The organism is Clostridium sp. UBA7339 (assembly GCF_002470865.1).
GTDB classification, from domain to species: Bacteria; Bacillota; Clostridia; order Clostridiales; family Clostridiaceae; genus Clostridium_J; species Clostridium_J sulfidigenes.
Window position 1 is genome coordinate 836,919 of sequence record NZ_DKPI01000006.1, and the last position, 24,650, is coordinate 861,568.

Genomic DNA, 24,650 nt, shown 5'->3' on the forward strand with positions numbered 1-24,650 from the left:
CTCTTATAATTAACTAAACTCTCTATTTAAAATTTCATATATATCTTTAATTACTTGGTCATCAATAGAATTCTTTTGCCATATTTCCTGTGCTTTTACGCCTTGTCCTATGAGCATAGATAATCCCCCTACAACTTTTTTTCCTAACTCTTTTCCCTTTAATAAAAATTTTGTTTCTGATGGATTATATACTATATCTACAACTGTTTGAAAATTATTTATGATAGTATCATTAACAGGAGTGGCATCTTCATTAGGAAACATACCTACTGGAGTTGTATTAATTATCATATCTCCTTGAATTTCTTTTAACTGCTCATAACTTATTAGTTGAACTTTTTCATGATTTATTCCCTTATTTTTTTCTGGTGTCCTACTTACTATATAAACATTTTTAGCTCCATTGTCTAATAAATAACACACAGCAGCCTTTGTAGCTCCACCATTTCCCAAAATTACAGCTATTGAGTCTTGTATCTTAACATTATATACCTTTAACATATATCCAAAGCCATAGTAATCTGTGTTATAACCATATAGTTTATTATCCTCTAGTGATATTGTATTAACAGCACCTATCCTTTGTGCTTCTGGTGATATCTCATCTAAATACTTAATAATTTCTTCCTTGTAAGGAATAGTTACACTGGCTCCTTTAATTTTTAAAAGTTTAAGTGCATCTATGAATTTTTCTAAATTTCCTTTAGGTATTTCAAATAGTTTATATGCACCTTCTACTTCCATAGCCTGAAATATTATCTTATGTATTCTTGGTGATAAGCTATGTCCTAATTTCTCACCTAGTATGCCGTAAAACTCCATAACATTACTCCTTTATATATGATTAATTTAAATAACTTTACTTATGCTTTTTTATAATGCTCTCTTGCAAACTTCTACTTAACTCCATTATGCTTAAGAAAAATCTTCTTGCTAATAAATCATAGTTCTTATTTTTTAAATTGTCTACATTTTTTTTAATAACCTTTGATTCTCTCTCCTCATCATATATCGGTAAATCATTTTCTTTTTTACAATTAGCTACTCTTATAGCAACATCCATTCTTCTCTCAAATAGATTTATAAGTTCTTTATCAATCTCATCGATTTCTTTTCTACATTGCTCTAATTCATTCACTGCAATTCACCCTTTTCTAAATTATCTATATACATTAATTAAATTTTACTAATATATAATAACACTTATTTATATATTATTTCCACTAAAAATAAATAGACTCCTATAGGAATCTATCTTTTTATCTATATATTTTTACTTTACATAATATTTATTAAAGTTTTTTTATTCCAAGTTTTCTCTTTATTCTTCTTGTATTTCTAGCTATCCAACTTTCCTTATTTTTTTCTTCAAATTCTTGTAATTCACTGTCCATAGCCTGTCTTTCTAATTCTTCGATTAATTGATATCTTGCCATTTCAAAAATAGGTTCTAAAAGATTTTTTGTATCATAGTAACCTCTTTGAATTCTCTTGTTTTTAGACTCTTCATCTAGATTTAATAATCCATCTAATATTTTTGTTTCTATATCTGAAGGAATTAGTTCTATGATTTTTGCATCTGGAAAATCTTCTCTTTTTATTTTAGCTTCTTTAGATAATAGTACAGCTATTATTATATCACACCCTTCTTCATATACTGGTTTTATAGGAGTATTATCTACTAGTCCCCCATCTAAATATGTCTTTCCACCAATTTCTTCACTTTCATATATCATAGGAAGACAAGCCGTTGCTAATAATATACTTCTAGCCTTTTCTTCTTCATAGTCATTTATTTTAAAATATTTAGCAGAGAACTCTGGCATTTCAGTACATGATACATAACATATTTTATTTGACTTTTTTAATTTATCAATATTTATATATTTCTCTATAATATCCTTAGCTCCATCCCTAGGAATATCACCCTGCTCTAATTTCTTTGTCATATATTTTTTTACTAAATTCATGTTTCTACTACCAATAGCGAGGGTTACGCCTTTCCTTATTAAGACTTTACTATTTACTGGTAACAACTTCTCTATAGTAACCTCTTGCCACATTTTCTTAGCTTCTTCAAAATCATCTTGAGCAAATAAAGCTGCATTTATAGCACCTATAGAAGTACCTGAAACTACTTTTATGTATTTATCTATATTTAACTCTTTTATAGCTTTCCATACTCCTATCTCATAAGCTCCTTTTCCGCCTCCACCAGATAATACTAATCCTACTCTCATTCCCCTTCATCCCCCATTAAAATATTATCTTGATTTTAAAATATTTATTAGCGACTTTTTATTATTATATCATTTTAAGAAAGTTTTTTACTTCATTTTCATATTTCTCTTGGTTAGTGGCATAACAAGTATTATGCTTAGCTCTTGGAATTATACATAAGCTTTTTATTCCCTTTTTAATTTCATACATTTCCATAGACATATAACATGGTATTAATTCATCTTCATCTCCATGAATGAACATAATTGGTACTTTGCTTTCCTTTACCATATCAATTGGACTTATTTCTCCTAAAGAAAAGCCACATACTTTTTTTATTTTATGATTAGCGAGATTATAGAAAGGGAAAAATGGAATTTTGTATTTATTTAACTTTCTTTTTATAACCTCTATTGCATTTGCGTAAGCTGATTCCGATATTATAAAATCTATTTTATTCTTTCCTAAAACTGAATACATAAGACCAGTAGCAGCTCCCATAGAATGTCCATGTACACCTATAAAGCATTTCTCCCCAACTTTTTGTCTTATACAGCTTACCCATAAATCTAAATCTTCACACTCATATCTTCCATAGGTAGCATAAGTTCCTTCACTATTACCATGACCTCTTTGATCTACTAAAAGAATATTAAATCCTTCTTTTATAAAAAACTTTATATATTGGCAAGACCTGTAGTGGCCAACCAAGTATCCATGCAATAATATTATTATTTTTTTTGAAGGTAAATTACAGTTTAGATAATATCCTTTTAACTTATATCCATCTTTACTTTGTACAATTAGCTCTTCCAATTTTAACTTTTCATACTCATCAAGAGAATATAATCCCATGGTGTAAAGACTATTAAAGGTTTCTATCTTATCACGCTTTTTACCAAGAGTAGCATAATAAAATAAACAATTTATAGTTTTGATAGATATTATAAAAAGTACTGTCATTACAATTAATATATTAACTATTATCATAATTTGCTCCTATTATCATCTTATAATGTTTTAAAATAAAAAAACTTGTATTTAAAATACAAGTTTTTATTTTATATATTTTAGTAATCCCCTACTTTTTATAATTAATGCACCTTTAATTTCTTTTATAATGTCACATTATTTAATACTAAAGTCATAGACCTAAATCATTTTTTCTCTAGTAAAAACTAATTTAGTATTGCTACTTAATTCTTTATTATAGCAATAACCTTCTTCTTTAAAATTCTTTAAATCTTCTATATTATCTATATTATTTTTAACAATATAAGTTACCATAAGCCCCCTAGCCCTCTTAGTATATGTTCCTATAATCTTATATTTTCCCTCTATGTTTTCTTTAAATTCAACATCATAGACATTAATAGTATCTAGCTTACTTTTATCTATGGATTTAGAGTACTCTAGAGAGGCCAAATTCAAAATTGTCTTATCTTCTTTAAGATTTAAATCATGAACTATATTTTGAGTAATCTTTTTTGTCCAAAATTTATATAAATTCTCTTCAGGTATACCTCTTAACTTTGTAGCCATTTCTAGCCGATATTCTTTTATATTATCTAAAGGTCTTAAAACCCCAAATAAACCTGATAAAATCCTAATGTGCTTTTGTGCAAACTCTATGTTTGATCTGTCATATTCAAAAGGATTTATAGCTCTATATACTTCCCCACTAAATCCAAAAATAGCCTGCCTAGTATTTACTTGTTGGTCATAAAAGCATTGAAATCTATTATAATTTACCTTTGATAACTTATTACTAATTTTCATTATCTTAGCTATTTCTTGTAAATTGTAATTTTTAATTATATCTACTAATTCTCTTACTTCATTCATAAATACAGGTTCGGTACTTTCATCTATAAATATTTCTTTTTCAAAATCTAAAGATTTAGCTGATGATATTATTGTTATCATATGTTTTCTCCTAACTTTAAATATCCTAATTAAAATTCATTACTCTGGCAGTCTCTTTAATACATCTATTCCTTAATTACAATCCCTAAAATTCTCGAAAGCGATAGTGCTTGCATTGGAGTAACTACTATTCCATATAAATCTCTTACATCTCCAATAAGTCCTTCTATATCACTATTTCTAAAATCAATTCCTTTCACCATAGCCTTAGATATATCAATTTGCCTCATACTTACATTTTCAAAGTTTACTTTATTAAATTTACTATTTTCAAATATTACATTATTAAATGACGAATCTATAAAATTTACATTTTTAAGAGTAGAGAAAGATATGTTACTATAGTCACCGCTACACTGATTTAATGTGACATTTTGAATATTTGTATCTGCCAAATCTATACCTATAAGCTTACAGTTTTTCATTTCTACCCTATGCAGAATTCCATTATTTAAATTAGAATTTGATAAATCACAGTTTTCAAACTTTACATCTATAAATTCAATATGAGGAAATTTTACATTTCTAAAATCTACATTTTTAAATATAACTTCCGAAAATTCAACATGTGATGCACACTCATTACTTATGTCACAATTAAGCATCATTACATTATTAAAATAATCTTCATCATCTATATTCTTCTCTAAAGAATATACCTCTTCATTTATTGCTGTAATTTTAGGTAATAATACATTTTTTACTTTTCTTTCTTCCATATTTCTTCTAGCTATGTACTATATATACTTAACATAGCTAATCTTCACCCTCCTTCACTGTTTTCATTTAATCTAATTATTATCTATCATATTTAAATATTCCCCAGGTAATCTCAAAAACCTTCATAAACAGAGTTCTTAGCTTCTATGATGCTTAGAAATCGTTATCCAGGGACATAGCAGGTCTTTTACTTCCACTTTGAAAAAGGTGGGAGTATTAGAGCTGGTAGTCATCGGATAAACAGAGTTCTTAGCTTCTTTATAAGTCAAAGATATTTTAAAACAGATAATAATATATTCACATACCTACATAATCATTAATACAATAATCATATAAGCTACAACGGAGGTGTCTAATGTCTACATTCAGAATTATTGTATTTGATGGTGGAGGAATTCGTGGTGCCCTATCCACACGTATATTAAAACGCATTTATAATAAATATCCTGATATCTTAAAGTATACAAACTTATTTGCTGGTACTTCTACAGGTGCTTTAATAGCCTTAGCTCTAGCTTCTGGAAAGGATGGAAATTATGTTGATAACTTGTACAACTATGAGACTGTAAAAAGTATATTTTATCCTTCTCATCTTAACCTTTTCAGACCTAAATTTAATAATAAAAACTTAAGAGAAGTCATATTATCTGTATTTACAGAAGACCTTACCCTTGGGGATCTTGAAAAATATGTATTCATCCCATCCTTTAATGTAAAAGGTTTTTCATCCGATAACTGGCAATCTGTATTTTTTAATAACCTTTCTCGTGGTTCAACATACACATCTAAGGTTGTAGATGTGGCTTTAGCTAGCTCTGCCGCTCCTACTTATTTCCCTTCATACAAGAACTTTATAGATGGAGGTGTAATTGTAAATAATCCTACAGCCGCCTCTATGATTTCCGTAATGAAGCTCCTTAAGCCTAAACATTCACTATCTGATTTTCGTATATTATCTATTGGTACCGGCTCAACACTTAACCAAATAAAATCAGATACATCTTCTTGGGGTGCTCTCCAGTGGATGCTCAGACCAAAATGTAATGTTAAAACACCTTTGGTTTCAATTCTACTAAATGATACACCTCTAGAAGACTTATATTGCAAAGAGCTTATCGGTCCAAACTACTTTAGAATAAATCCTATACTAAAATATAAAATTCCTCTTGATGACTATTCAAAAGTTCCATTACTTAAAGATGCTGTAGACAATCTAGATCTTTCCGATACCTTTAAATTTATAGAAAATAATTTTTTACATTAGTACAGAATTAATTTAATATAAAAAGTTATTCTATAATAATTCCTTTTATCATTATAGAATAACTTTTTTATTTTTATGTACATTTTCTAATTAACTAACTTTATATAACTAAGAATAATTTTCATATTTTACAAGTTTATTTTTCCCTTCAGCTTTAGCTATATATAATGCTTCATCTGCAAAATTAATACATTGATCAATGCTCTTCTCTTTACCTGAATACATAAATACACCTAGGCTAGATGTTACTTTTAATTTAGATTTTTCTCTATAATATATATTAGCTCTTTCAATTGATGTTCTTATATTGTCACAGATTGAATAAATCTTTCTTTCACTTATACCTTGTAAAATCACTAAAAATTCTTCCCCACCATATCTCCCTGCAACTCCATGATTTTTAACATTATTTTTAATTATGCCTCCAACCATTTTTAATACACCGTCTCCATAACTATGTCCATACTTATCATTGATTAATTTAAAATCATCAATATCTATCATTATGACAGCTAATTTCTTTCGTTCTCTTTGACAATCCTTAAATATTTTTTCTCCCTTTTCAAATATTTCCATCCTAGACAGTAATCCCGTTAAAAAATCATGAGAAGAAAAATATTTAGTTCTATTATAAAGACAGGAATTCTCTAAAGCTATAGCAACATAGGATGCTAATATCTTTAATTTGTTTAAATCATTTTCTGTATATGCATTTTTCTTATAACTTTGTACATTTAAAAATCCTCTAACCTTATCCTCTAGAATTAAAGGACAATACATTGCTGATTGAGTATTATTATCACTTACTTTTACCTTAAGGGTTGGTACATACTTTTTATATTCTTTATACAGATCATTAATTAAAATAGTGCTTCTATTTCTAACACAGTAAGCTCCTATGCTTGTTTCATCTTCTATATGAACATTCTTTAAATTCAGCTTATTTCCTCTATCTATAAATAGTGCATAATCTAAAATCCCTTCTGATTCCTTAAGGGTAGAAACACCAACCACTTCTGCATCAATAATCATTGATATTTCTTTATGTATATTTTCTAATATATTATCAAAATTAAGATCTGAAGTTATTTTTTGCCCTATAGTTGATATTACTTTAATGTCATCATATAATGACTTGAATATAGCTGCTTCTTGCTTATTCTTTTCATTTTCTAAATCAGCAAGACTTAATTCACTAGTTATACAGTTCAATTCATTATTTATTTCAACATACTTCTCATAATACACTAATGCTTCCTTATATTTATTAATCTCCTTGTTAGATAAATACAGTCGTTTATATATATTTCTACTAATTAGTACGTATTTATTTTTTTCAGATATTTCTAATGCCTTTACTAGCTTATTAATAGCTTCATCATATTTATTATTAATTAAATCACTCTGAGCCCAAGACTCTAATATGCTAGCTTGAACTTCATAATAATCCCTCTTTGTGGCATGCTCTAATGCAGCTGAATAATCTTCTTCTGCTTCCTTTTGATTGCCAGCCTTAAAATTAATTTTTCCCCTTATCCTTAAAGCTTCACTTCTTATAATTTCATAATTCAGCTTTTCTCCAATTTCAATAGATTCATTAATAAAATTCATGGCATTTTCTAAATTGCCAAGTTCACATTCAATTTCAGCAATAACTTGATACATATTTATTTTCAAATTATCATTATAACCATAAGGTATGTCTTGCAATGAATCTATAATTTTTTTAGCTTCATTATATTTTTCCAGATTTAGATAATTAACACAAATATTATTTAATATTATTAAAAAAAACTTATCATTTTTTATTTCTTTTGCTATTTTCAAAGCAATCTTTCCCCATTTTGTACTCAATTCACATAATCCTAATTGAAAGTAGGCACTCATAAGACCATTTGATACATATAATTTCCCTTTTTCATCACTTATGCTTTGAAATAATGTATTAGCTTTTAATAGCCACTGTACTCCCTTTTCATATGTACCTGAATAATTAAAATACCACCCTATAGTTCCACTACACCAAGCTATTCCTTTGATATTTTCATTTTCAGTACATATTTTTAAACCTTCATCTAATATACTTTTAGCGTTGTCTAGGTTAATTACTAGCTGTTCGTTAATATAATCTATAAATTGGTCTATGTAATCTGAATCTTCCCTAAGTCTATTTAGTACATCTTCTTTTGAATCTTTATACATAGATTTCATAACCCCCTATTTTTATTATGTTATAAGGTATTAATTATTCCTCTTCTTCTATGGCAAAATCTCTAGTAACATCTCTTACCCATTTCCCACTACTTACTCTTACTATACTAACCAAAGATTTTATTATCTCATCACACCTAATTATAAAAAATACAGCTACTATTGGTAACCCTAATATATCTACTGCTATGAATCCTCCTGGAATAGCTACACACCACATAAATATAATATCATTTAATAATACAAATCTTGCGTCTCCTCCACCTCTTAGAACTCCCATCATCATATTACTTCCTAAAGCTTGGAATATAACAATAATAGAGGTTACACTCATGATTTCCATAGCAATTAATTTTGTGCTTTGTGGAACATTGTAGAAGTTTACTATTACGGGCTTAATAACATATATTATTCCGCTGGCAATAAGCCCTGTAATTACACTAAATACACCTATTGTAAAGGCATATTCCATGGCTTTATTCTTTTTACCTTCACCTATGGTATTACCAATAATAACAGCTGCAGCATTAGATAATCCAAATATAAACACTGTTACAAATTGTTGTGCAACTCCATTTATACTATTAGCTGCTACTGTACTTGTTCCCATTTTTGCTACAATAACTGAAATCATAGAGGAGCCTGTAGACCAAAGCAATTCATTAAATAATACTGGTGTACATGTAGATACATAATCCTTTAATATAACCTTATCCACCTTTAATAGATGCTTAGGTCGTAATTTTATCTTCTTCTCAAAATAAATCATAAATATTATAACTATTATAAATTCTGTGATTCTTGCCATAACGGTAGCAATAGCTGCTCCTCTTATGCCTAATGCTGGGAATCCAAATTTTCCAAAAATAAATATCCAGTTAAAAAAAGCATTTACCAACAATGACACACTATATACTAACATTGAAATTTTTACCGTTTTTACAGAACGAAGCATCATTATTGTACAGTTTGTTAAACCATAGAATATGTATCCTATGCAGACTATTCTAAGATAGCTAGCCCCACCTTGTATAACAGCTATATCATTAGAAAATATACTCATGAACTGTGTTGGTAATAGTGCTGCTATGGCTATAAATATAATTATTATAACAGTACAAACTCTATACATAATTGCAAGTATCTTATGAATAGAATTTACATCTTTCTTCCCCCAATATTGAGATATCATAATATTTGATCCACTAGCTAGTCCAAAAAGTAGAATCATCAAAATAAAAAATAAATTATTTGCTAAAGCTACTGATGATAATTGGACTTCGCCTAAAGATCCTACCATTAAGGTATCTATCATACTTACTGCAAAAGTAATTAAGTTCTGTATAGCTATGGGTACTGATATACTAAAAAGTAATCTGTAAAATTTCTTATCTGTAGTTATTTTCATATAAATATTCTCCGTATTAATCCAATTTAATAAAATAATTATACCATATTTCACATATAAAATAACCATACATATTTCTACAAATGTGCATGGTATGTATGGTTATTTTAGAATAATAAATATATTAATGCAAATTTCTTTATTATGAATATATTAATAAAATTATTTATGCTCTTAGAAAATTTCATCAACTTCCAAAATACATATTTTCATCTATCTTCTTATTCTAGCTTTTCTTTCATTTATTCTCTCTTTAGCCTTTCTACGTTTTTCTTCATTAGCTATTTCTTTTTTTATTTTTTCATAACTTATAAATCTCTCCTTAGATAATTCTCCTCTTTCAATGGCTTGTTGAACAGCACATTTAGGTTCACTTTTATGCTTACAATCTGAAAAGTGACACTTCAATGCAAGATCTTCTATATCCTTAAAGGTGGCTTCTACGTCTCCCTGACTTAGCTGAAGTTCTCTCATTCCTGGAGTGTCTATTATAGCTCCCCCTGTTGGCAACACAAACAACTCTCTATGGGTTGTAGTATGCCTTCCTTTGTCATATTCATCAACTTCCTTAGTAATTTGTACTTCTTTTTCTAATAATTTATTTATTATAGTAGATTTTCCAACCCCTGAAGATCCAATAAAAACTACAGTATCATCGCTTTTTATAATATTCCTTACTACCTCTACACCTTCACCAGTTAAAGAACTTACACTTATCTTATCTATACCTAATGCCACCTGATCTAAGGATAATAATTTATCTTCTAAATCCTCACATAAATCTAATTTAGTTAATAAGATAACAGGTGTAGCACCACTATCCCATGCTATATTAATATATCTTTCTAATCTTCTTAGGTTAAAATTATTATTTAAAGACATTGTTATAAAAATCTTATCTATATTTGCAGCTAAAGCCTGTTCTTCACTTTTTACTCCTGCTACCTTTCTACAAATAAGCGTTTTTCTTTCTTGAATCTGATGTATTATTCCTTCTCCATAACCAAGCTCTTCATAATTAACCCAATCCCCTACAACTGGATAGTCCTTTTTATTAATTAATTCATATTGTAACTTCCCCGATAGGGTAGCTGATATTTCTCCCTTTTCAGTTATTATCTTGTATAAATTTCTATGCTGAGCATACACTCTTCCTATTGAATATTCATTTATATTATTTTCTCTCAACTATATAATCCCTCTTTCTAACTTTATACTTTAATTTATTTTCATTTAATAAGACGTTGAACTTATGCCCTTTAGCTTTTTTATAATAACCTTATTGGTTAAAAAACTTTATTTTTGCATACAAAAAAACCTTGGATTAGGCTACTCCAAGGCATAAGTTCAAATTAAATATAGTTATAAAATTAGGATTATAATATTATTATACTTCTAAGGTTTTAAACTGAATATAATTGTTAATATTAATCCACTGAAACTAACATTTAAATCTTAAATTTGGAGCGGCTGTATATACTTCATCTAATATTAATCTTTCTCTGTTCATCATAATACAACAACTCCTTTCAAATTTGATTTATATATTTATAATATCAATACATATATTAAGCATACATCAAATATACATATTTGTAAATAATTAAATGACAAATTTCTATAAATATTTTTCATTTTTAGGATTTTATATAATTTAAAATGCTTATATGTCCATCTTTATTATCTATTTATATAAATCCACGGCTAAACTTCTAAGTATTTCTTCATTAATAATTTCATATCCGTAATTGTCTTTTTTTAATACTTCCCTATTTATTAAATTATTTATAGTCCTTAATAGATGTCTATAGCTAGTTCCTAGCAACTCAGCAATTTCTGTTAATGTTTCATTAAATACAACTCTATTTCCTTCTTCCCTTGTTGCCATTATATAGCTAGCTAATCTGTTTTCCAGTGGATATAGTAAATTAATTGATCCATTCCTAGAAACTGTGTCCATTTTATTGCCTAATGAACTACAAATAAATCTTAGAAATTTAGCATCATTAAGTAGTTTTTCTCTTACCTTTTTAAAAGATAAGCCAATACAATAGGCCTCTTCTATAACTTCCATATTTGTAGTTGCCATTGTAAAATTAACTAGCTCTAAATCCCCTAGTACCATAAGTGGATAATAAAAACATATTAAAAGCGATTTACCATTTTTTAAACTAATATATACTTTAGCCTTCCCTTCTACAAAAAAGAATAAATAATCTATAGGCTCATCTTCTTTACATAAAAATTCATTTCTCTTAAAGTGAAATAATTCCATATATTCTCTCATATCACTGGTAAAGATATCATTAATATTGTATTTATTTATATATGTGTTCATAAGTTCTGAGTTATTTATTTTCTTCATATTTATCTCCTAAATCATATAAATTACTTATTAAAATTATTTCTCATCTTAAATACTTTCTTAATACAACTATGACATATGTCATAATACTTCTCAACTGCTTTATGATAAATTCAATATGTAACTAAAAGGGGGATTGTCATGAATATTTTTATTTCTATATTTATAGGTGCATTAATTTCAGTAATGCTTGTGTTTAATGGAACCTTATCAGGGACTATTGGTAATTATTCTTCCAGTGTACTCATTCACATAGTAGGTTTAATTACTATTATTACTGTATTATTTGCTACTAAGTCAAAATTAAAAATTCAAAAAGGTATTCCTATTTTATGGTACAGTGCTGGAGCCGTTGGAGTATTTACAGTGCTTTTTAGTAATATAAGTTTTATGGCTCTTGGTGCTTCTTTAAGCATTTCTCTAGGATTACTTGGTCAAGCAATTTCTTCTATTATCATTGATAACTATGGATTACTTGGAATGAAAAAGATTAAATTTAACGGTAAGAAGTTCATAGGTTTATCAATTATGATTATAGGTATCGTAATTATGACTATTTTTAAATAATGATAGGAGGTGAACTTTAATAAGATTATTTATTCTATAACCTTATTAAAGATAAATAATGATATATATTATAATTTCTATTTTAGCTGGTGTAACTATTGTTATAGGTAGAACTATAAATTCTAAATTAGCAGAGAAAATCGGTATATTTCAAGGAACCTTTTTTAACTATGTAGTTGGACTGTTTTTCTCAGTAGTATTTCTTTTATTCAGCAAAGAAACCTTTCCTTCAACCTTTAGTAGCTTTAGCACAATACCCTTCTTAGCATATTTAGGAGGACTCCTAGGAGTTATAACCATAGTTATTTCAAATTACATGACTCCGAGAATATCTTCTTTTTATCTAACTCTCTTTATATTTATTGGGCAATTATTTATGGGTATAGTAATTGACTATATCACCTTAGGTAAAGCATCTACAGGAAAAATTATTGGAGGTATTTTAGTTCTTATAGGGTTGGCCTATAATCTTATAGTAGATAAAAATGACACTACTTGTGATGAAAGTGAAATTCTCAAAGCATAGTCAAATGAATACATTCAAATTATTCATCAATAATAATAAGTCCAAGTATAAGTAATTAAAATAAAGATTACTTACGCCTGGACTTGAATTATTTTATAGATATCCTTTTATTTTAAATGCTCAATCCGATATCCGATTTCTTTATTGGCTAATCGATATCCTTCTTCTATTAATTCTTTCTCTGTAGGTGCAGTTCCAAGGATAGTATCTATAGTAACTTGATCTCTATCACTAAAATATTTATCTAATAGATTTCTTTCCATATCTTCCTGAGAAGCTAGAGAATAATCGTCTAATATATGTCCTACAGTGAATCCATGATCTCTTAAAGCTCTTCCCACTAAGATGCTTCTATGACATCTTATAGGATCTTGCATCGCACCTAATAATGCTATTCTATATCCTTTTTCACAGCCATCCTTTAGCCTTTGAATACCTTTTATAAAATCCTCTTCATATACTACCTTCTCGAAATCTGAATACCCTTCATCATAATAGGATATCCTATTTTCTCTCTTAGCAGCTAACTCTTTAGCCATATAGATATAAATAAAGCCTTCCTTCTTCAAAGTTTCCCTTATTGTTTCCTTGTCAAATTGAATATTATACTTTGAATAAGGAGTTCCTCTAATATCTACTACACAGTCAATGTTATAATGTCTTAGCATATGAATTAACTTCTCTACAGTATAATTAGAATGTCCTATTGTAAATATTTGCATAATCTTTTCTTCCTTTATTAGTATAATCTATATTATTCATCACTCCTCTCTTTTCATACCCTTGATAATACTTATTATACTATAATTATGTAACCTCACAAATTTATGAGCATAATATGATTTTATAGAGTTATTGGAAGTGATGTTATGACAGGTGTTATTCTATACACTTTAGCTTTAGTGCTACTTCTTATTTCTTTAATCAAAGATAAGAAGAAAACTATTAAGGCTCTAAAAATTTCCCTTAAATCCTTTGAAAACATAATGCCTCAATTTTTAGGTATCATTATCACTGTAGGAATTCTCCTTGCTATAGTAGATGCAGCTACCATATCAAAATTAATGGGTTCTAATTCTGGATTTTTAGGAGTTATTATTTCTTCTATTACTGGTTCCATAACTATGATGCCAACTTTTGTAGCCTTTTCATTAGGTAATACACTACTTGAAAGTGGAGCGGGTTATCCACAAGTGGGAGCTTTAATTTCTACTCTAACCATGGTTGGTATCATGACATATAGCTTAGAGTCAAAATATATAGGTAAAAAAGCTGCCTTTCTTAGAAATTTTATAGCCTTTGTCTTTTCCTTTGTAGTAGCTTTCTTTATTGGAAAGGTGGTGACTTTATTTTGATTAGACTACTTAACTTTCTAAAAAGGTATTCCTTTTTCCTTTTAAGTTTATTAATACTTATCTTAGTATTCGTCTTTAATTGGGACTTAGGAACTAAAAGCTTTATTAATGCTCAATCTAGCTTTATTCAGATGTTATCTGTACTTCCACCTATTATGATTCTTCTTGGCCTTATTGATGTGTGGGTTCCAAAAGAAGTATTAATGAAATATATGGGGAAGAACTCCGGATTTACTGGTGTTTTAATTGCTATTCTTATTGGCTCTATAGCTGCTGGCCCCATGTATGCTGCATTTCCTTTTACTGCAGTGCTTTTAAAAAAAGGAGTTAAATTTAGTAATATTATTATTTTTATGAATGCTTGGTGTGTTACTAAAATTTCTACATTACTCTTCGAAATTTCCGCTATAGGTTATGCCTTTACCCTATCTAGATTAGTAATTGATATACCTGGAGTCATCATAATGGGTTATTTAGTTGAAGGGCTTATGAAAAAAGAAGATATAGATAATCTATATTTACGTTATGATACTTAAGAAGTATAAAAATTAAGGAGTTACTAAGTCAACTAAGGTTTTAATTTCATTATACTGAAATTAAACTTAGTTCTAACATTTTAGTAACTCCTTTAATTCTGATTTAATTTTTATACACAATACAATCAAGTAAGCAATATAGACATAATTATATTACTTATTATAAATACTATAAGTCCTCCCACAGCTATCCAAGACTTTGGATGAGCAAAGTTTACTGTCCAACCTACACCCAATCTTTTCTCTACCATCCAAGCTGGATCATTTTTATTATAATAAATGCTTCCTAGTATCCATTTATCATCATCATCTTTATATAACTCATCTTTTTCACCTTTTGTTTCGATATTTCTTCCACCTTGACCAATTTTGATAAAAATAATGATAAATATAATCATAGTTATCATGAAAATTACCATAAATACATAGTTAATTATCATAGGATCAAAGTTAAATAATATAGATGCTTGAATTAACGAAAACATAATAAGCATTTGTAGTATCATTACCATCATTAATATTGACCCTATTTTTTTAAACTTCCTCTTTCGAATAATGGCCTTCTCAATACTTCCACTATTTAAATCCACCTTAGAATTAATAATCACTTTGTTTATTCCATATAATAATGCTGTTAAAAAAATTTGAACAATTGGAAATTGATATATTATAAAATGACCTCTTAAAGTCTCCTTTTTAAACACCCCAAAGCTAGTATAAGGAATCTCCATCACCTTAGGTAATGCATCATATCTATACATAGTTACTAAAATACTTACTAAAGGAAAGATAAATAATAATAAAAACCATTTTGAGTCTATAGGTTTTATCTTTTCATCCTTTTTAGGCTTTCTTAGAGTAGTCTCTACCACTACTACATTTCTTTTAGTATAAGTCCAGTCTCTATGCTTTTTTAAGGTTTTAACCTTTTTATAATATGGAATATATACTATAAAGCTTATTATTAAACTACCTATAATAAGTATTGCCATTATAAATCCTAAAGTATTTTCACTATAGTTATCAAGATTAAAGAATAAAATATTTACTCCTAAAAGCATAATAAAAAATATGATTGAAATAATTATTCTATAAGATTTTTCTATATCTTTTAGCTCCTTTTCTTCTTGATATTCCTTAGGAAATCTCACTCCAAAGAAAATGCCACTATTAGATGTTTTGTTCACAAAAAAACTAGTTAAAAATATAAATAATAACATAAAATTCATAAATACTAAGAATAACCATTTATCCATATTAGCTATCCTCCTTCTTAAATCCACTAAAAATAGCGTCAATATAGCTCTTTATATCTTCTTTACTTATGCCTCTATTAAAGCATTCAGCCATATAATACTCTAGTTCATAATTTAAACTTTCTCTAAACTCCTCATTAGAGCTTTTTAAGCTAAGAGATACAAAAGCTCCTTTTCTTCTATCTATTTTAATATAACCTTCATCCTTTAAAAGTGAATATACTTTATTAACTGTATGCATATTCACTCCAATATCATCAGCTAACCCTCTAACGGATGGAAGTTCTTCGCCTTCTTCTAGTTCCCCTCTTGCTATACCTTCAACTACCTGATTCTTTATCTGGACATATATAGGTATATCTGAGTCAAAGTCTATTTTTAAAATCAAAATCTCATCTCCTATTTAACTCCTTAGTTTATTAAACAACTTTTCTCCCTTAGTTTTCAATATTGTACATACTAATAATATCAAAAGTACTAGTAGTAATGCTATAACCCCTAGATATAAATTTATATTTGTAATCGCAAATACCTTGTTAATTCCAATAGTTATAAAAATCACTACAACTACAAGCACTGCTCCCATAAGAATACTTATCATAGAACTTAAACTTTGCTTTACAACCTGTACTTCTGAAGTCCAGTCTAACTTAGGGAAAAACAAGTTAATCAAAAGGCCCCCAACTGATACTAAAATAGCTAATAGTGTAGGAATTAATATAGTCCACATAAAATTTATTAGGGTTAACTTAAAGGCTATGGCAAACATAATTGAATCCACTACTATAGTTGGTATTAGTAAAAGAATATTAACTCCTATCTTACCAATGAATATATCTTTAACTTCTAGTGGAGATGATTTTAAAATCCACAAATTTCTTCCTTCAATTGATATAGATGAACCTGTAGTGCAAGTTAATCCTATACCAAAGGATAATATTATAAGTGGTGCAAATTGCATTACCTGTTTTAATAGTGGTGCTAGTACCTGAAGGTCTGAATCACTAGATTGTGCCATCTGATCTATGAGAAAATCTCCTCCCATAACTAGAGATGATACAGCTGCTACCGTTACTAAAACTATACCTATTATTGTATTTGTAACATATACAGAAGATGAAAAATATCTCTTAAATTCTTTCTTTATTAAGGCTCCCCTTAAAGTATTTGTTTTTAAGGATGTTAATTTATAATTAGATCTTTTAAAAGTTTCTCCTAACCTTAAATTTATTGACTTAAAGCTTCTAGCAAAGATTATTAAAAATATTATGAAAGGAATTATAGACCATAAAATAAATTTTGTCATAGATAATAAGCTTAAATTAGCTAAAGCATCCGTAAAGTAATAAGAAGGTGGATAAATAGTTTTTATCCCTTGGATTATAGATGTACTGTTCTCTATAACTATATTTATAATCTTATCCATTTTAAATGAACCTATCATTACTACAACTACAACTATCAAGGTTCCTATATTTAAAATTAAAGTTTTACGTTTCATTCTTGAAGATACATAGCTAAGAGCAAAGGCTATAATAGCTGCCATAACTATAGGTATAAGCGGAATAAAAATTATTCCTATGAATAAATAAATAAAAAATATAATACTTGTACCTGATTTCATAAAATAAACTATAGCTGGTGGAATTGTTACTAGTGCTACAAATAAATAATTCAATAATAATAATTCAATCATCTTACTAGCTAAGATTATACCTGGTTTTATAGGTAAACTCATTAAGGTTTCAAAATCCCTTGATGAAAAAAGAACACCCTGAGCCTTGTATACAGATGTAAACAATGAAAACATAGTACTAAGAAGCATTGCACTCATCAAAATAAGACTTAAATATCCATACTGACCCAATTGCTCTACTATAGCCAAGGAATACATTACAATTAACATACCTATAGAAAATATGCCTAGTAGTATTGCTAAAAATATGGATATGTTTTTTACTTTTTCACTCTTTGATTCTTCCTTTAGGAATTTATTTATTCCCCAAGTATTCCTAATGTTATTTTTTAATAGAACTTTTAAATTACTCATTGTCAATCAACTCCATAAATATTTCTTCTAGACTACCATCACCTTTAACTTTATTGGTGTCTCCTGAAGCTACTATCTTTCCACCTTTAATGATAGCTATCTTATCACATAATTTTTCAGCAACTTCCAGTACGTGGGTAGAGAAAAATATAGCTCCCCCTTCATTACATAATTCTCTCATGAATCCTTTTAAAATATGTGCTGCTTTAGGATCAAGTCCAACAAAAGGTTCATCTAGAATTAGTAATTTAGGCTTATGAATAAGTGCTGATATAAGGGCTAACTTTTGCTTCATCCCATGAGAATAGGATGAAATTAGATCTCCTAGAGATTTTGTAAGTTCAAAGGCTTCACTATACTTTTTTATAAGTGTCTCCCTTTCTTCCTTTGATACCTTAAAAATATCTCCTATGAAATTCAAATATTGTATACCTGTTAATGAATCATATAAATCCGGGTTATCCGGAATATATGCTATATCCTTCTTACACTCTATTGGACTAGTCTTTATAGAATTACCATTTATTAAAATTTCTCCTTCTTCAAAATCTAAAATTCCTACTGCAGCTTTAATGGTAGTAGTTTTTCCAGCACCATTATGACCAATAAATCCAAATATATCTCCTGGTTTCACTTCAAGAGATATACTATCTACAGCTTTTTTACTACCACTATAAGACTTTGAAAAATTATTTATCTTTAACATTTTACATACCACCTTATTTGTTATATCTGTTATATATAATATATAACATATATAACAAATATTCAAGTGCCTAATAGATCTTTTCATAACTTACTTTTAATAGTTTTTCTAAATAAAAAAGGGCTTTCACAAAATATTGCTAATCTTTATAAAGTGCTTCGCATTTATATAAGATTTAGTTCATTTTGTGAAAATCCCTTTTAATTAAGGTATCTAAAAATAAATAATAAGTCAAAGATGCGCAGTATATTTTGAGTTAGACAAGGAAATAAGTTCCGCATATAGTAGCACTATCTAAGCATTCTGTTGACGCAGTATAAACAGATTTCTTTGCTTCAGAGGGGGTTTTTACTCCCACTGAAGCTTATTAACTGAACTCCTAGTATCAGTATTTTCGATACTTAGAATTCGTTGTCCTTTAGGGGAAATCGTTAGCTAGGGGCATCTCTCACTTTGAAGTAGATGTGAGTATTAGATCGGGTAGTCATCAGATAATATAAAATAGACGATCATTCTGACTTATTTATTTTTTGAAGATGCCTAACCTATTCTATATAAATAGTGCTTCCCTTTGGAACATTATCATATATCCATTTTGCATTTTCCTTTGCAAGCCTTATACATCCATCAGAAATCCTCATTCCTAATCTTCCATCTCTCACTGTTCCATTTAAATTATATATTATAGAATGAAAAAGGTAATTTCCCTTGATTTGTGTATAATAATAGCATTTATAACCATGCTCTACTCCAAAGTATGGTCCTTTTATACCGACCTTAAAGGTACCTTTTATAGTTGGTGTAGATGATTTTCCTATTGAACATATATAAGACTTTACTAAAGACCACTGATTACCCTTCTTTTTAAATACATTAGTCCTAAATTTATTAAGCTCTACATATATTAAATATTCAGTATCACTTTTCAATTCTTTTGAATTTACTAGTTGTGTAGCTGTTGTATTATAGTCACTCCTATATACCCCCTGTATTCTCATTCTTATAGAGTTTACTTTACATTTAACTAAACTTAATGTACCTTTTACATATTTCATAATTACTCCACCATAATACTATATAATCATATATTATGTACTCAATTATAAAATGCCAATGCGAATTAACATTAATTCTAATTTCTATTTTATACTATTTACCTTTTATCTTATTTATAGCATAATCTAAAGCTCCCTCTAAGTTGTTATTATTCTTTCCACCACCTTGAGCTTGATGACTACTTCCTCCACCTTTACCATCAATTAAAGTGATTGCATCTTTTAATAGTTCATTCATAGATATTCCTTTAAAATCCTTTGATGCTGCAAAGATAAGGTTTGCTCTTTCTCCATTTTTAATTGCCATTAATGCTATAGTATTGTTATTTTCAATAATCTTTGAAGTTACCTTATTTACATATTTAATATCTTCATTATCATAAACTTTTTTAACTATAGTTATATTTTCTACTTTCTCCCCTTTTTCAACCATGTCCTTTACTTCATAAGCAGCCACTTCTTCACTTAGCTTTTTATTTTTATCTAGAGCAGCTTTAAGATTTTCGTTCATATTTTTTATGCCATTTATAGCCTCATCTTCACTGGCATTTAAATATCTACATACCCTTGTAGTAAATTTATCTTTTCTAAAGGAATCTTCTATTGCTCTTTTCCCTGCTACATATTCTATTCTCGTTGCTCCTTTATGTTTTTCCCATCTTCTTACCTTAATCATTCTTAGTTCTAAGGTTGACTTTGGATGTACTCCACAACATGCATTAATATCTAAATCTGAAATCTTAACAACTCTTATTTCTTCATTAGTATTAGGTAATGCTCTTCTTAATCCCATCTTCTTTAACTCTTTTTTATCTGGCACTAAAAATTCTACTTGAAGATCATCTCCTATAATTAGATTTGCAGCCTTTTCAGCTTCTCTTATCTTTTCTTCTTCTAATATTCCCTCTATATCTACAGTACATATTTCTCTTCCCATATGAAAACCCACTGTATTTGCATTAAATATTTTATAAAAACACCCTGATAAAACGTGCTGTCCGAGGTGTTGATCCATGCCATCCCTTCTTCTTTCCCAATCTATAGAGCACTTTAATTTATGAAGCTTTATAGGCTTTTTATTAAGAACATGATATATAATTCCTTCTTCTTCGTAAACATCTATTACTGGTTCATTTTCTATAAATCCTAGATCACAAAATTGACCTCCACCTCCTGGGAAAAAAGCTGTTTTATCTAAAACCACATGAAACTTCCCATCTTTCTCTTCTACCTTCTCTAATTCAGCTACAAATTCTTTAATATATTGATCTTTATAATAAAGCTTCTCCATTGTATCTCTCTCCTTTAACCAATGTATAACTAAAGTTCTAACTTTAGCCTTAATTTAAATATTACTTTGTCTTTAAATCTCTATATCCTGTAGATAAGTTAACTACATTCCTGAGTTCCTCTCCCTTTATAAAGCGTTCTAAATTATTAACAGCAATTTTAACTATACGATGGTGGGTTTCCTTTAGATTATAATTTCCAGAAACATGAGGTGTAATTATTGCATTTTTTATTCCCCAAATCCTATGATCCTTTGGCAATGGCTCAGGGTCTGTCACATCTAAAGCTGCTCCTAAAAGTTTCCCACTTTCTAAAGCATCACAAAGTGCTTCAGTATCTATAGCTGTACCTCTACCTACATTTATAAGTACAGAATCCTTTTTCATCTTAGAAATTTTATCTTTAGAGAATAATTTATAGGTTTCCTTAGTTTCTGGTAAACTTAATGCTACCACATCTGCTTTAGGCAATAACTCATCAACCTTATCCATAAGATATAATTCATCTAAATATTCAGGTTTATTAGTATCACTTCTTCTTACTCCTATAGTATATCCACCTAGAGCTTTTATTCTCTTGGCAAAGTCTCCTCCAATATCACCAAGTCCAATAACTAAAGCAGTACATTCACAAATAGATTTAACTTCACCCTCATTCTTCCAAAGACTATTATTTTGATTATCCCTATAAAGGTATAACTTTTTATATATAGAAAGTAGTACACCTATCATATGTTCTGATATAGCGAGTCCATAGGCTCCAGTTGAATTAGTTAGTTTTACTCCCCTTGGAAGCACCCCTTCTTTTACAAATAAATCAGCTCCTGCACTATCAAGTTGTAACCACTTTAAGTTTTTACATCCTTTAACCATATCTAATGGAGGATTACCTATAATTATGTGAGCATCTTGAAGAGTCTCCCTATTTATCTCTTTAGCTGAAGTAAATATAAAATTAGATCCAGGTGCCACTGACATTAAATCAATTTTATGGCTATCGTCCATAGGCATTAACACAACTACATTAATTTCTTTTTCCATAATTAATCACTCCTAATATATTAAATTTCTAATAATATTTATTTAAGACAATGAATATGTTCCTTAACTTCATACCAAGGAACTGCATAACCTACACCCTTAGCACAAAAAATTGAAGATGATGTGTATTCAGGATCTACGTCCTTGTTATAGCTTTTAGCTTCTATAACCTCTTCTGGATTATGACATATATCATACCCATGAAATACTAGACTTAAGCTGCCCTTACCCTTTGTGAATGCTTGAAAGTCCAAAGCATAATTCATAAAGGTAGCTACAGGACCTCTTCCTTCAATTATAACTCTTTCTCCATAACTTTTAGGCTCATTAATGCTACCACTCATTTTTTGAATATCACTGATAACTCTACCCATTAAGTTTATCTCTACATCTATTTTAAATTTGTAATAGGGTTCTAGTAATAGATTTTTAGCACTTTCTAATCCTTGTCTAAGGGCTCTTTTAGTTGCTTCTCTAAAATCTCCACCTTCAGTATGCTTTAAATGTGCTCTTCCATTCATAAGTGTTATTTCTATATCTGTAATTGTACTTCCTGTAAGTATTCCCTTGTGATCTCTTTCAAATATGTGAGTTCTTATAAGATTTTGATTTCCTGTAGTTAAAAAATCACTGTGACATTTATTTTTAAAAGTAATCCCTGATCCTCTAGGCCCTTCTTTTAACTTTAAATAAACCTCTGCATAGTGACGAAGAGGCTCAAAATGTCCAAAGCCGTCCACTTCCCCTTCCATGGTTTCCTTATATAATATTTCTGGGGTTCCAAAATCCACTAATAAGTTAAATCTATCTTTTAATATTTCCTTTAAGACTTCTAGTTGTATTTTTCCCATTATACTAATATGAAGCTCTTGTAACTCCTCGCTCCACACTACATTCAGACTATTTTCTTCACTTTCTAAAATTTTAAAGCATCCTAACACTTCTCTAGGGTTTATACTTTTATCAAACTCTACCTTTGCTCTTAAGGTTGGAATCATAAAAAACTCATTTAAATCTAAAACTCCTATGCCCATACCAGCTCTTAAAGAGCTTATGCCTATAATTCCAAAAATTTCACCTGAAACAATTTTATCTTTACTCTCAAATTTATTTCCATTATAACTTCTAATTTCATTTATTTTTTCTCTTATCTCTTCTCCATTTGTACTATATATAATTTCATCCTTTACCTTTAACTCACCCTGTAATGCTTTTATAAAGGTAATTCTATTACCTTTTTCATCATATTTAATCTTGAATACTCTACCTTTGAAGCATTTATTATCTTTTATCTCTTCATAGTTAGTATAACTAAGACTATTAAAGTTCTCTAAAAACTCTTTTACACCTTCATCTAATAAAGCTGACCCTTTTAAAACTATAAATATTTTTTCTGACTTAATAAGCTCCTTTAATTTATCTACCCATAAGTAGTTGTCATAGCCTTTACCTAGATAGGTTTCCAGTAATTCCTCATTTCTTTCAGCTATAAATTCTATATTTTCATTACTTAAATTATATAAATCTTCTTCAACTAAACAAACTTCACTACTTAAGTTATTTCTTATCTCATGGATAACCTTTTGTAAGTCAGCACCTTCTCTATCTGTTTTATTTATAAATATAAAAGTAGGTATATTATTTTTTCTTAGTAGCTGCCATACTGTCTCTGTGTGACCTTGCACTCCCTCTACTGCACTTATTAAAAGGATAGCATAATCTAGAACCCCCATAGCTCTCTCCATCTCTGGCGAAAAATCTATATGTCCTGGAGTATCTATTAAATAATATTCTGAATCTTCATAATTAAAAATTCCAATATCAGAAAAAACTGTAATACCCCTTTCTCTTTCTATATTATGACTATCTAGAAAAGCTTCTTTGTGGTCAACTCTTCCTCTAGTTTTTATACTCTTTGTATGATAAAGTAATTGCTCAGAAAATGTAGTTTTACCTGCATCAACATGAGCAAAAATTCCTATGGTTTTTTTCACTATAAACTTCCCCTTTATTGTACAATATCATTAGATTTATTTTACCACAATATTCTTTTATGTTTCAGTTATAAATGCAACTTCCCCTAAAACTTTATTTATATAAATAACTTTTTACTAGTAGATATATTATAACAATCTAATATTGTTATAATAATTAA

At 28.5% G+C, this 24,650-nt stretch carries 24 protein-coding genes; 5 read left to right on the forward strand and 19 right to left on the reverse strand.

Going from position 1 to position 24,650, the window contains the following annotated elements; translation table 11 throughout:
* Positions 1-9 precede the first annotated feature (9 nt).
* The 6 genes from aroE to B2S02_RS07420 form a co-directional block, all read right to left on the reverse strand.
* Positions 10-822, reverse strand: a complete 813-nt coding sequence (gene aroE / locus B2S02_RS07395) for a shikimate dehydrogenase (protein WP_346847362.1) — start codon at positions 820-822, stop codon at positions 10-12.
* A 37-nt stretch (positions 823-859) separates the two neighbouring features.
* A complete protein-coding gene (locus B2S02_RS07400) occupies positions 860-1,138 on the reverse strand; it encodes a chorismate mutase (RefSeq protein WP_346847361.1) in 279 nt (92 codons plus the stop codon).
* Positions 1,139-1,292: 154 nt separating this feature from the next.
* Positions 1,293-2,240, reverse strand: coding sequence for a patatin-like phospholipase family protein (locus B2S02_RS07405; RefSeq protein ID WP_346847360.1), 948 nt, complete (start codon positions 2,238-2,240; stop codon positions 1,293-1,295).
* A gap of 64 nt (positions 2,241-2,304) precedes the next feature.
* On the reverse strand, positions 2,305-3,210 hold the full coding sequence (locus B2S02_RS07410) for an alpha/beta hydrolase (RefSeq protein WP_346920484.1): 906 nt from the start codon (positions 3,208-3,210) through the stop codon (positions 2,305-2,307).
* Between the two features lie 162 nt (positions 3,211-3,372).
* Positions 3,373-4,146, reverse strand: coding sequence for a peroxide stress protein YaaA (gene yaaA / locus B2S02_RS07415; protein ID WP_346847358.1), 774 nt, complete (start codon positions 4,144-4,146; stop codon positions 3,373-3,375).
* Between the two features lie 65 nt (positions 4,147-4,211).
* Complete coding sequence (locus B2S02_RS07420; RefSeq protein WP_346877265.1) at positions 4,212-4,865, reverse strand: pentapeptide repeat-containing protein; 654 nt, start codon at positions 4,863-4,865, stop codon at positions 4,212-4,214.
* 356 nt (positions 4,866-5,221) lie between these two features.
* On the opposite strand from B2S02_RS07420, the gene B2S02_RS07425 reads away from it, so the two are divergent.
* Positions 5,222-6,130: a patatin-like phospholipase family protein gene (locus tag B2S02_RS07425; protein ID WP_346877264.1), complete on the forward strand. Its 909-nt coding sequence runs from the start codon at positions 5,222-5,224 to the stop codon at positions 6,128-6,130.
* Positions 6,131-6,238: 108 nt separating this feature from the next.
* On the opposite strand, the gene B2S02_RS07430 is transcribed toward B2S02_RS07425, so the two are convergent.
* The 4 genes from B2S02_RS07430 to yeiL form a co-directional block, all read right to left on the reverse strand.
* Positions 6,239-8,332: a GGDEF domain-containing protein gene (locus tag B2S02_RS07430; protein ID WP_346877263.1), complete on the reverse strand. Its 2,094-nt coding sequence runs from the start codon at positions 8,330-8,332 to the stop codon at positions 6,239-6,241.
* Between the two features lie 43 nt (positions 8,333-8,375).
* Positions 8,376-9,749 carry an MATE family efflux transporter gene (locus B2S02_RS07435; protein WP_346847354.1) on the reverse strand — a complete coding sequence of 458 codons (1,374 nt, stop codon included), beginning with the start codon at positions 9,747-9,749 and terminating at the stop codon, positions 8,376-8,378.
* A 213-nt stretch (positions 9,750-9,962) separates the two neighbouring features.
* Positions 9,963-10,937 (reverse strand): ribosome small subunit-dependent GTPase A, encoded by a 975-nt coding sequence (gene rsgA, locus B2S02_RS07440; protein ID WP_346879486.1) that lies wholly within the window; start codon positions 10,935-10,937, stop codon positions 9,963-9,965.
* A 496-nt stretch (positions 10,938-11,433) separates the two neighbouring features.
* On the reverse strand, positions 11,434-12,114 hold the full coding sequence (gene yeiL / locus B2S02_RS07445) for a transcriptional regulator YeiL (protein ID WP_346847352.1): 681 nt from the start codon (positions 12,112-12,114) through the stop codon (positions 11,434-11,436).
* A 141-nt stretch (positions 12,115-12,255) separates the two neighbouring features.
* Between yeiL and B2S02_RS07450 the strand changes: the two genes are divergently transcribed.
* Both B2S02_RS07450 and B2S02_RS07455 read left to right on the forward strand, forming a co-directional pair.
* Complete coding sequence (locus B2S02_RS07450) at positions 12,256-12,681, forward strand: DMT family transporter (protein ID WP_346847351.1); 426 nt, start codon at positions 12,256-12,258, stop codon at positions 12,679-12,681.
* 58 nt (positions 12,682-12,739) lie between these two features.
* Positions 12,740-13,207, forward strand: a complete 468-nt coding sequence (locus tag B2S02_RS07455) for a DMT family transporter (RefSeq protein ID WP_346847350.1) — start codon at positions 12,740-12,742, stop codon at positions 13,205-13,207.
* A gap of 107 nt (positions 13,208-13,314) precedes the next feature.
* On the opposite strand, the gene B2S02_RS07460 is transcribed toward B2S02_RS07455, so the two are convergent.
* Complete coding sequence (locus tag B2S02_RS07460) at positions 13,315-13,929, reverse strand: DUF488 domain-containing protein (RefSeq protein ID WP_346847349.1); 615 nt, start codon at positions 13,927-13,929, stop codon at positions 13,315-13,317.
* A gap of 147 nt (positions 13,930-14,076) precedes the next feature.
* Here B2S02_RS07460 and B2S02_RS07465 point away from each other — a divergent pair, with 147 nt between their 5' ends.
* On the forward strand, positions 14,077-14,562 hold the full coding sequence (locus B2S02_RS07465; protein WP_346847348.1) for a permease: 486 nt from the start codon (positions 14,077-14,079) through the stop codon (positions 14,560-14,562).
* A 53-nt stretch (positions 14,563-14,615) separates the two neighbouring features.
* The gene (locus tag B2S02_RS07470) at positions 14,616-15,098 is read left to right on the forward strand and encodes a permease (protein WP_414632302.1); all 483 of its coding nucleotides are present in this window, start codon (positions 14,616-14,618) and stop codon (positions 15,096-15,098) included.
* A 125-nt stretch (positions 15,099-15,223) separates the two neighbouring features.
* On the opposite strand, the gene B2S02_RS07475 is transcribed toward B2S02_RS07470, so the two are convergent.
* The 8 genes from B2S02_RS07475 to B2S02_RS07510 all read right to left on the reverse strand — a co-directional run bounded on the left by B2S02_RS07475 (position 15,224) and on the right by B2S02_RS07510 (position 24,489).
* Positions 15,224-16,354 carry a DUF5808 domain-containing protein gene (locus B2S02_RS07475; RefSeq protein ID WP_346877261.1) on the reverse strand — a complete coding sequence of 377 codons (1,131 nt, stop codon included), beginning with the start codon at positions 16,352-16,354 and terminating at the stop codon, positions 15,224-15,226.
* Between the two features lies 1 nt (position 16,355).
* The gene (locus B2S02_RS07480) at positions 16,356-16,742 is read right to left on the reverse strand and encodes a GntR family transcriptional regulator (RefSeq protein WP_346920485.1); all 387 of its coding nucleotides are present in this window, start codon (positions 16,740-16,742) and stop codon (positions 16,356-16,358) included.
* A gap of 15 nt (positions 16,743-16,757) precedes the next feature.
* Positions 16,758-18,404 carry an ABC transporter permease gene (locus tag B2S02_RS07485; RefSeq protein ID WP_346847344.1) on the reverse strand — a complete coding sequence of 549 codons (1,647 nt, stop codon included), beginning with the start codon at positions 18,402-18,404 and terminating at the stop codon, positions 16,758-16,760.
* Positions 18,397-19,110, reverse strand: a complete 714-nt coding sequence (locus tag B2S02_RS07490; RefSeq protein ID WP_346847343.1) for an ABC transporter ATP-binding protein — start codon at positions 19,108-19,110, stop codon at positions 18,397-18,399. Before B2S02_RS07490 ends, B2S02_RS07485 begins: the two co-directional genes overlap by 8 nt.
* A gap of 545 nt (positions 19,111-19,655) precedes the next feature.
* Positions 19,656-20,108 carry a L,D-transpeptidase gene (locus B2S02_RS07495; protein WP_346847432.1) on the reverse strand — a complete coding sequence of 151 codons (453 nt, stop codon included), beginning with the start codon at positions 20,106-20,108 and terminating at the stop codon, positions 19,656-19,658.
* Between the two features lie 151 nt (positions 20,109-20,259).
* Positions 20,260-21,456, reverse strand: a complete 1,197-nt coding sequence (locus B2S02_RS07500) for an alanyl-tRNA editing protein (protein ID WP_346847342.1) — start codon at positions 21,454-21,456, stop codon at positions 20,260-20,262.
* A 61-nt stretch (positions 21,457-21,517) separates the two neighbouring features.
* Entirely contained in the window at positions 21,518-22,495 is a 978-nt protein-coding gene (locus B2S02_RS07505) for a D-2-hydroxyacid dehydrogenase (protein ID WP_346847341.1), read from the reverse strand.
* Between the two features lie 38 nt (positions 22,496-22,533).
* On the reverse strand, positions 22,534-24,489 hold the full coding sequence (locus tag B2S02_RS07510; RefSeq protein WP_346847340.1) for a translation factor GTPase family protein: 1,956 nt from the start codon (positions 24,487-24,489) through the stop codon (positions 22,534-22,536).
* Between the last annotated feature and the right edge of the window lie 161 nt (positions 24,490-24,650).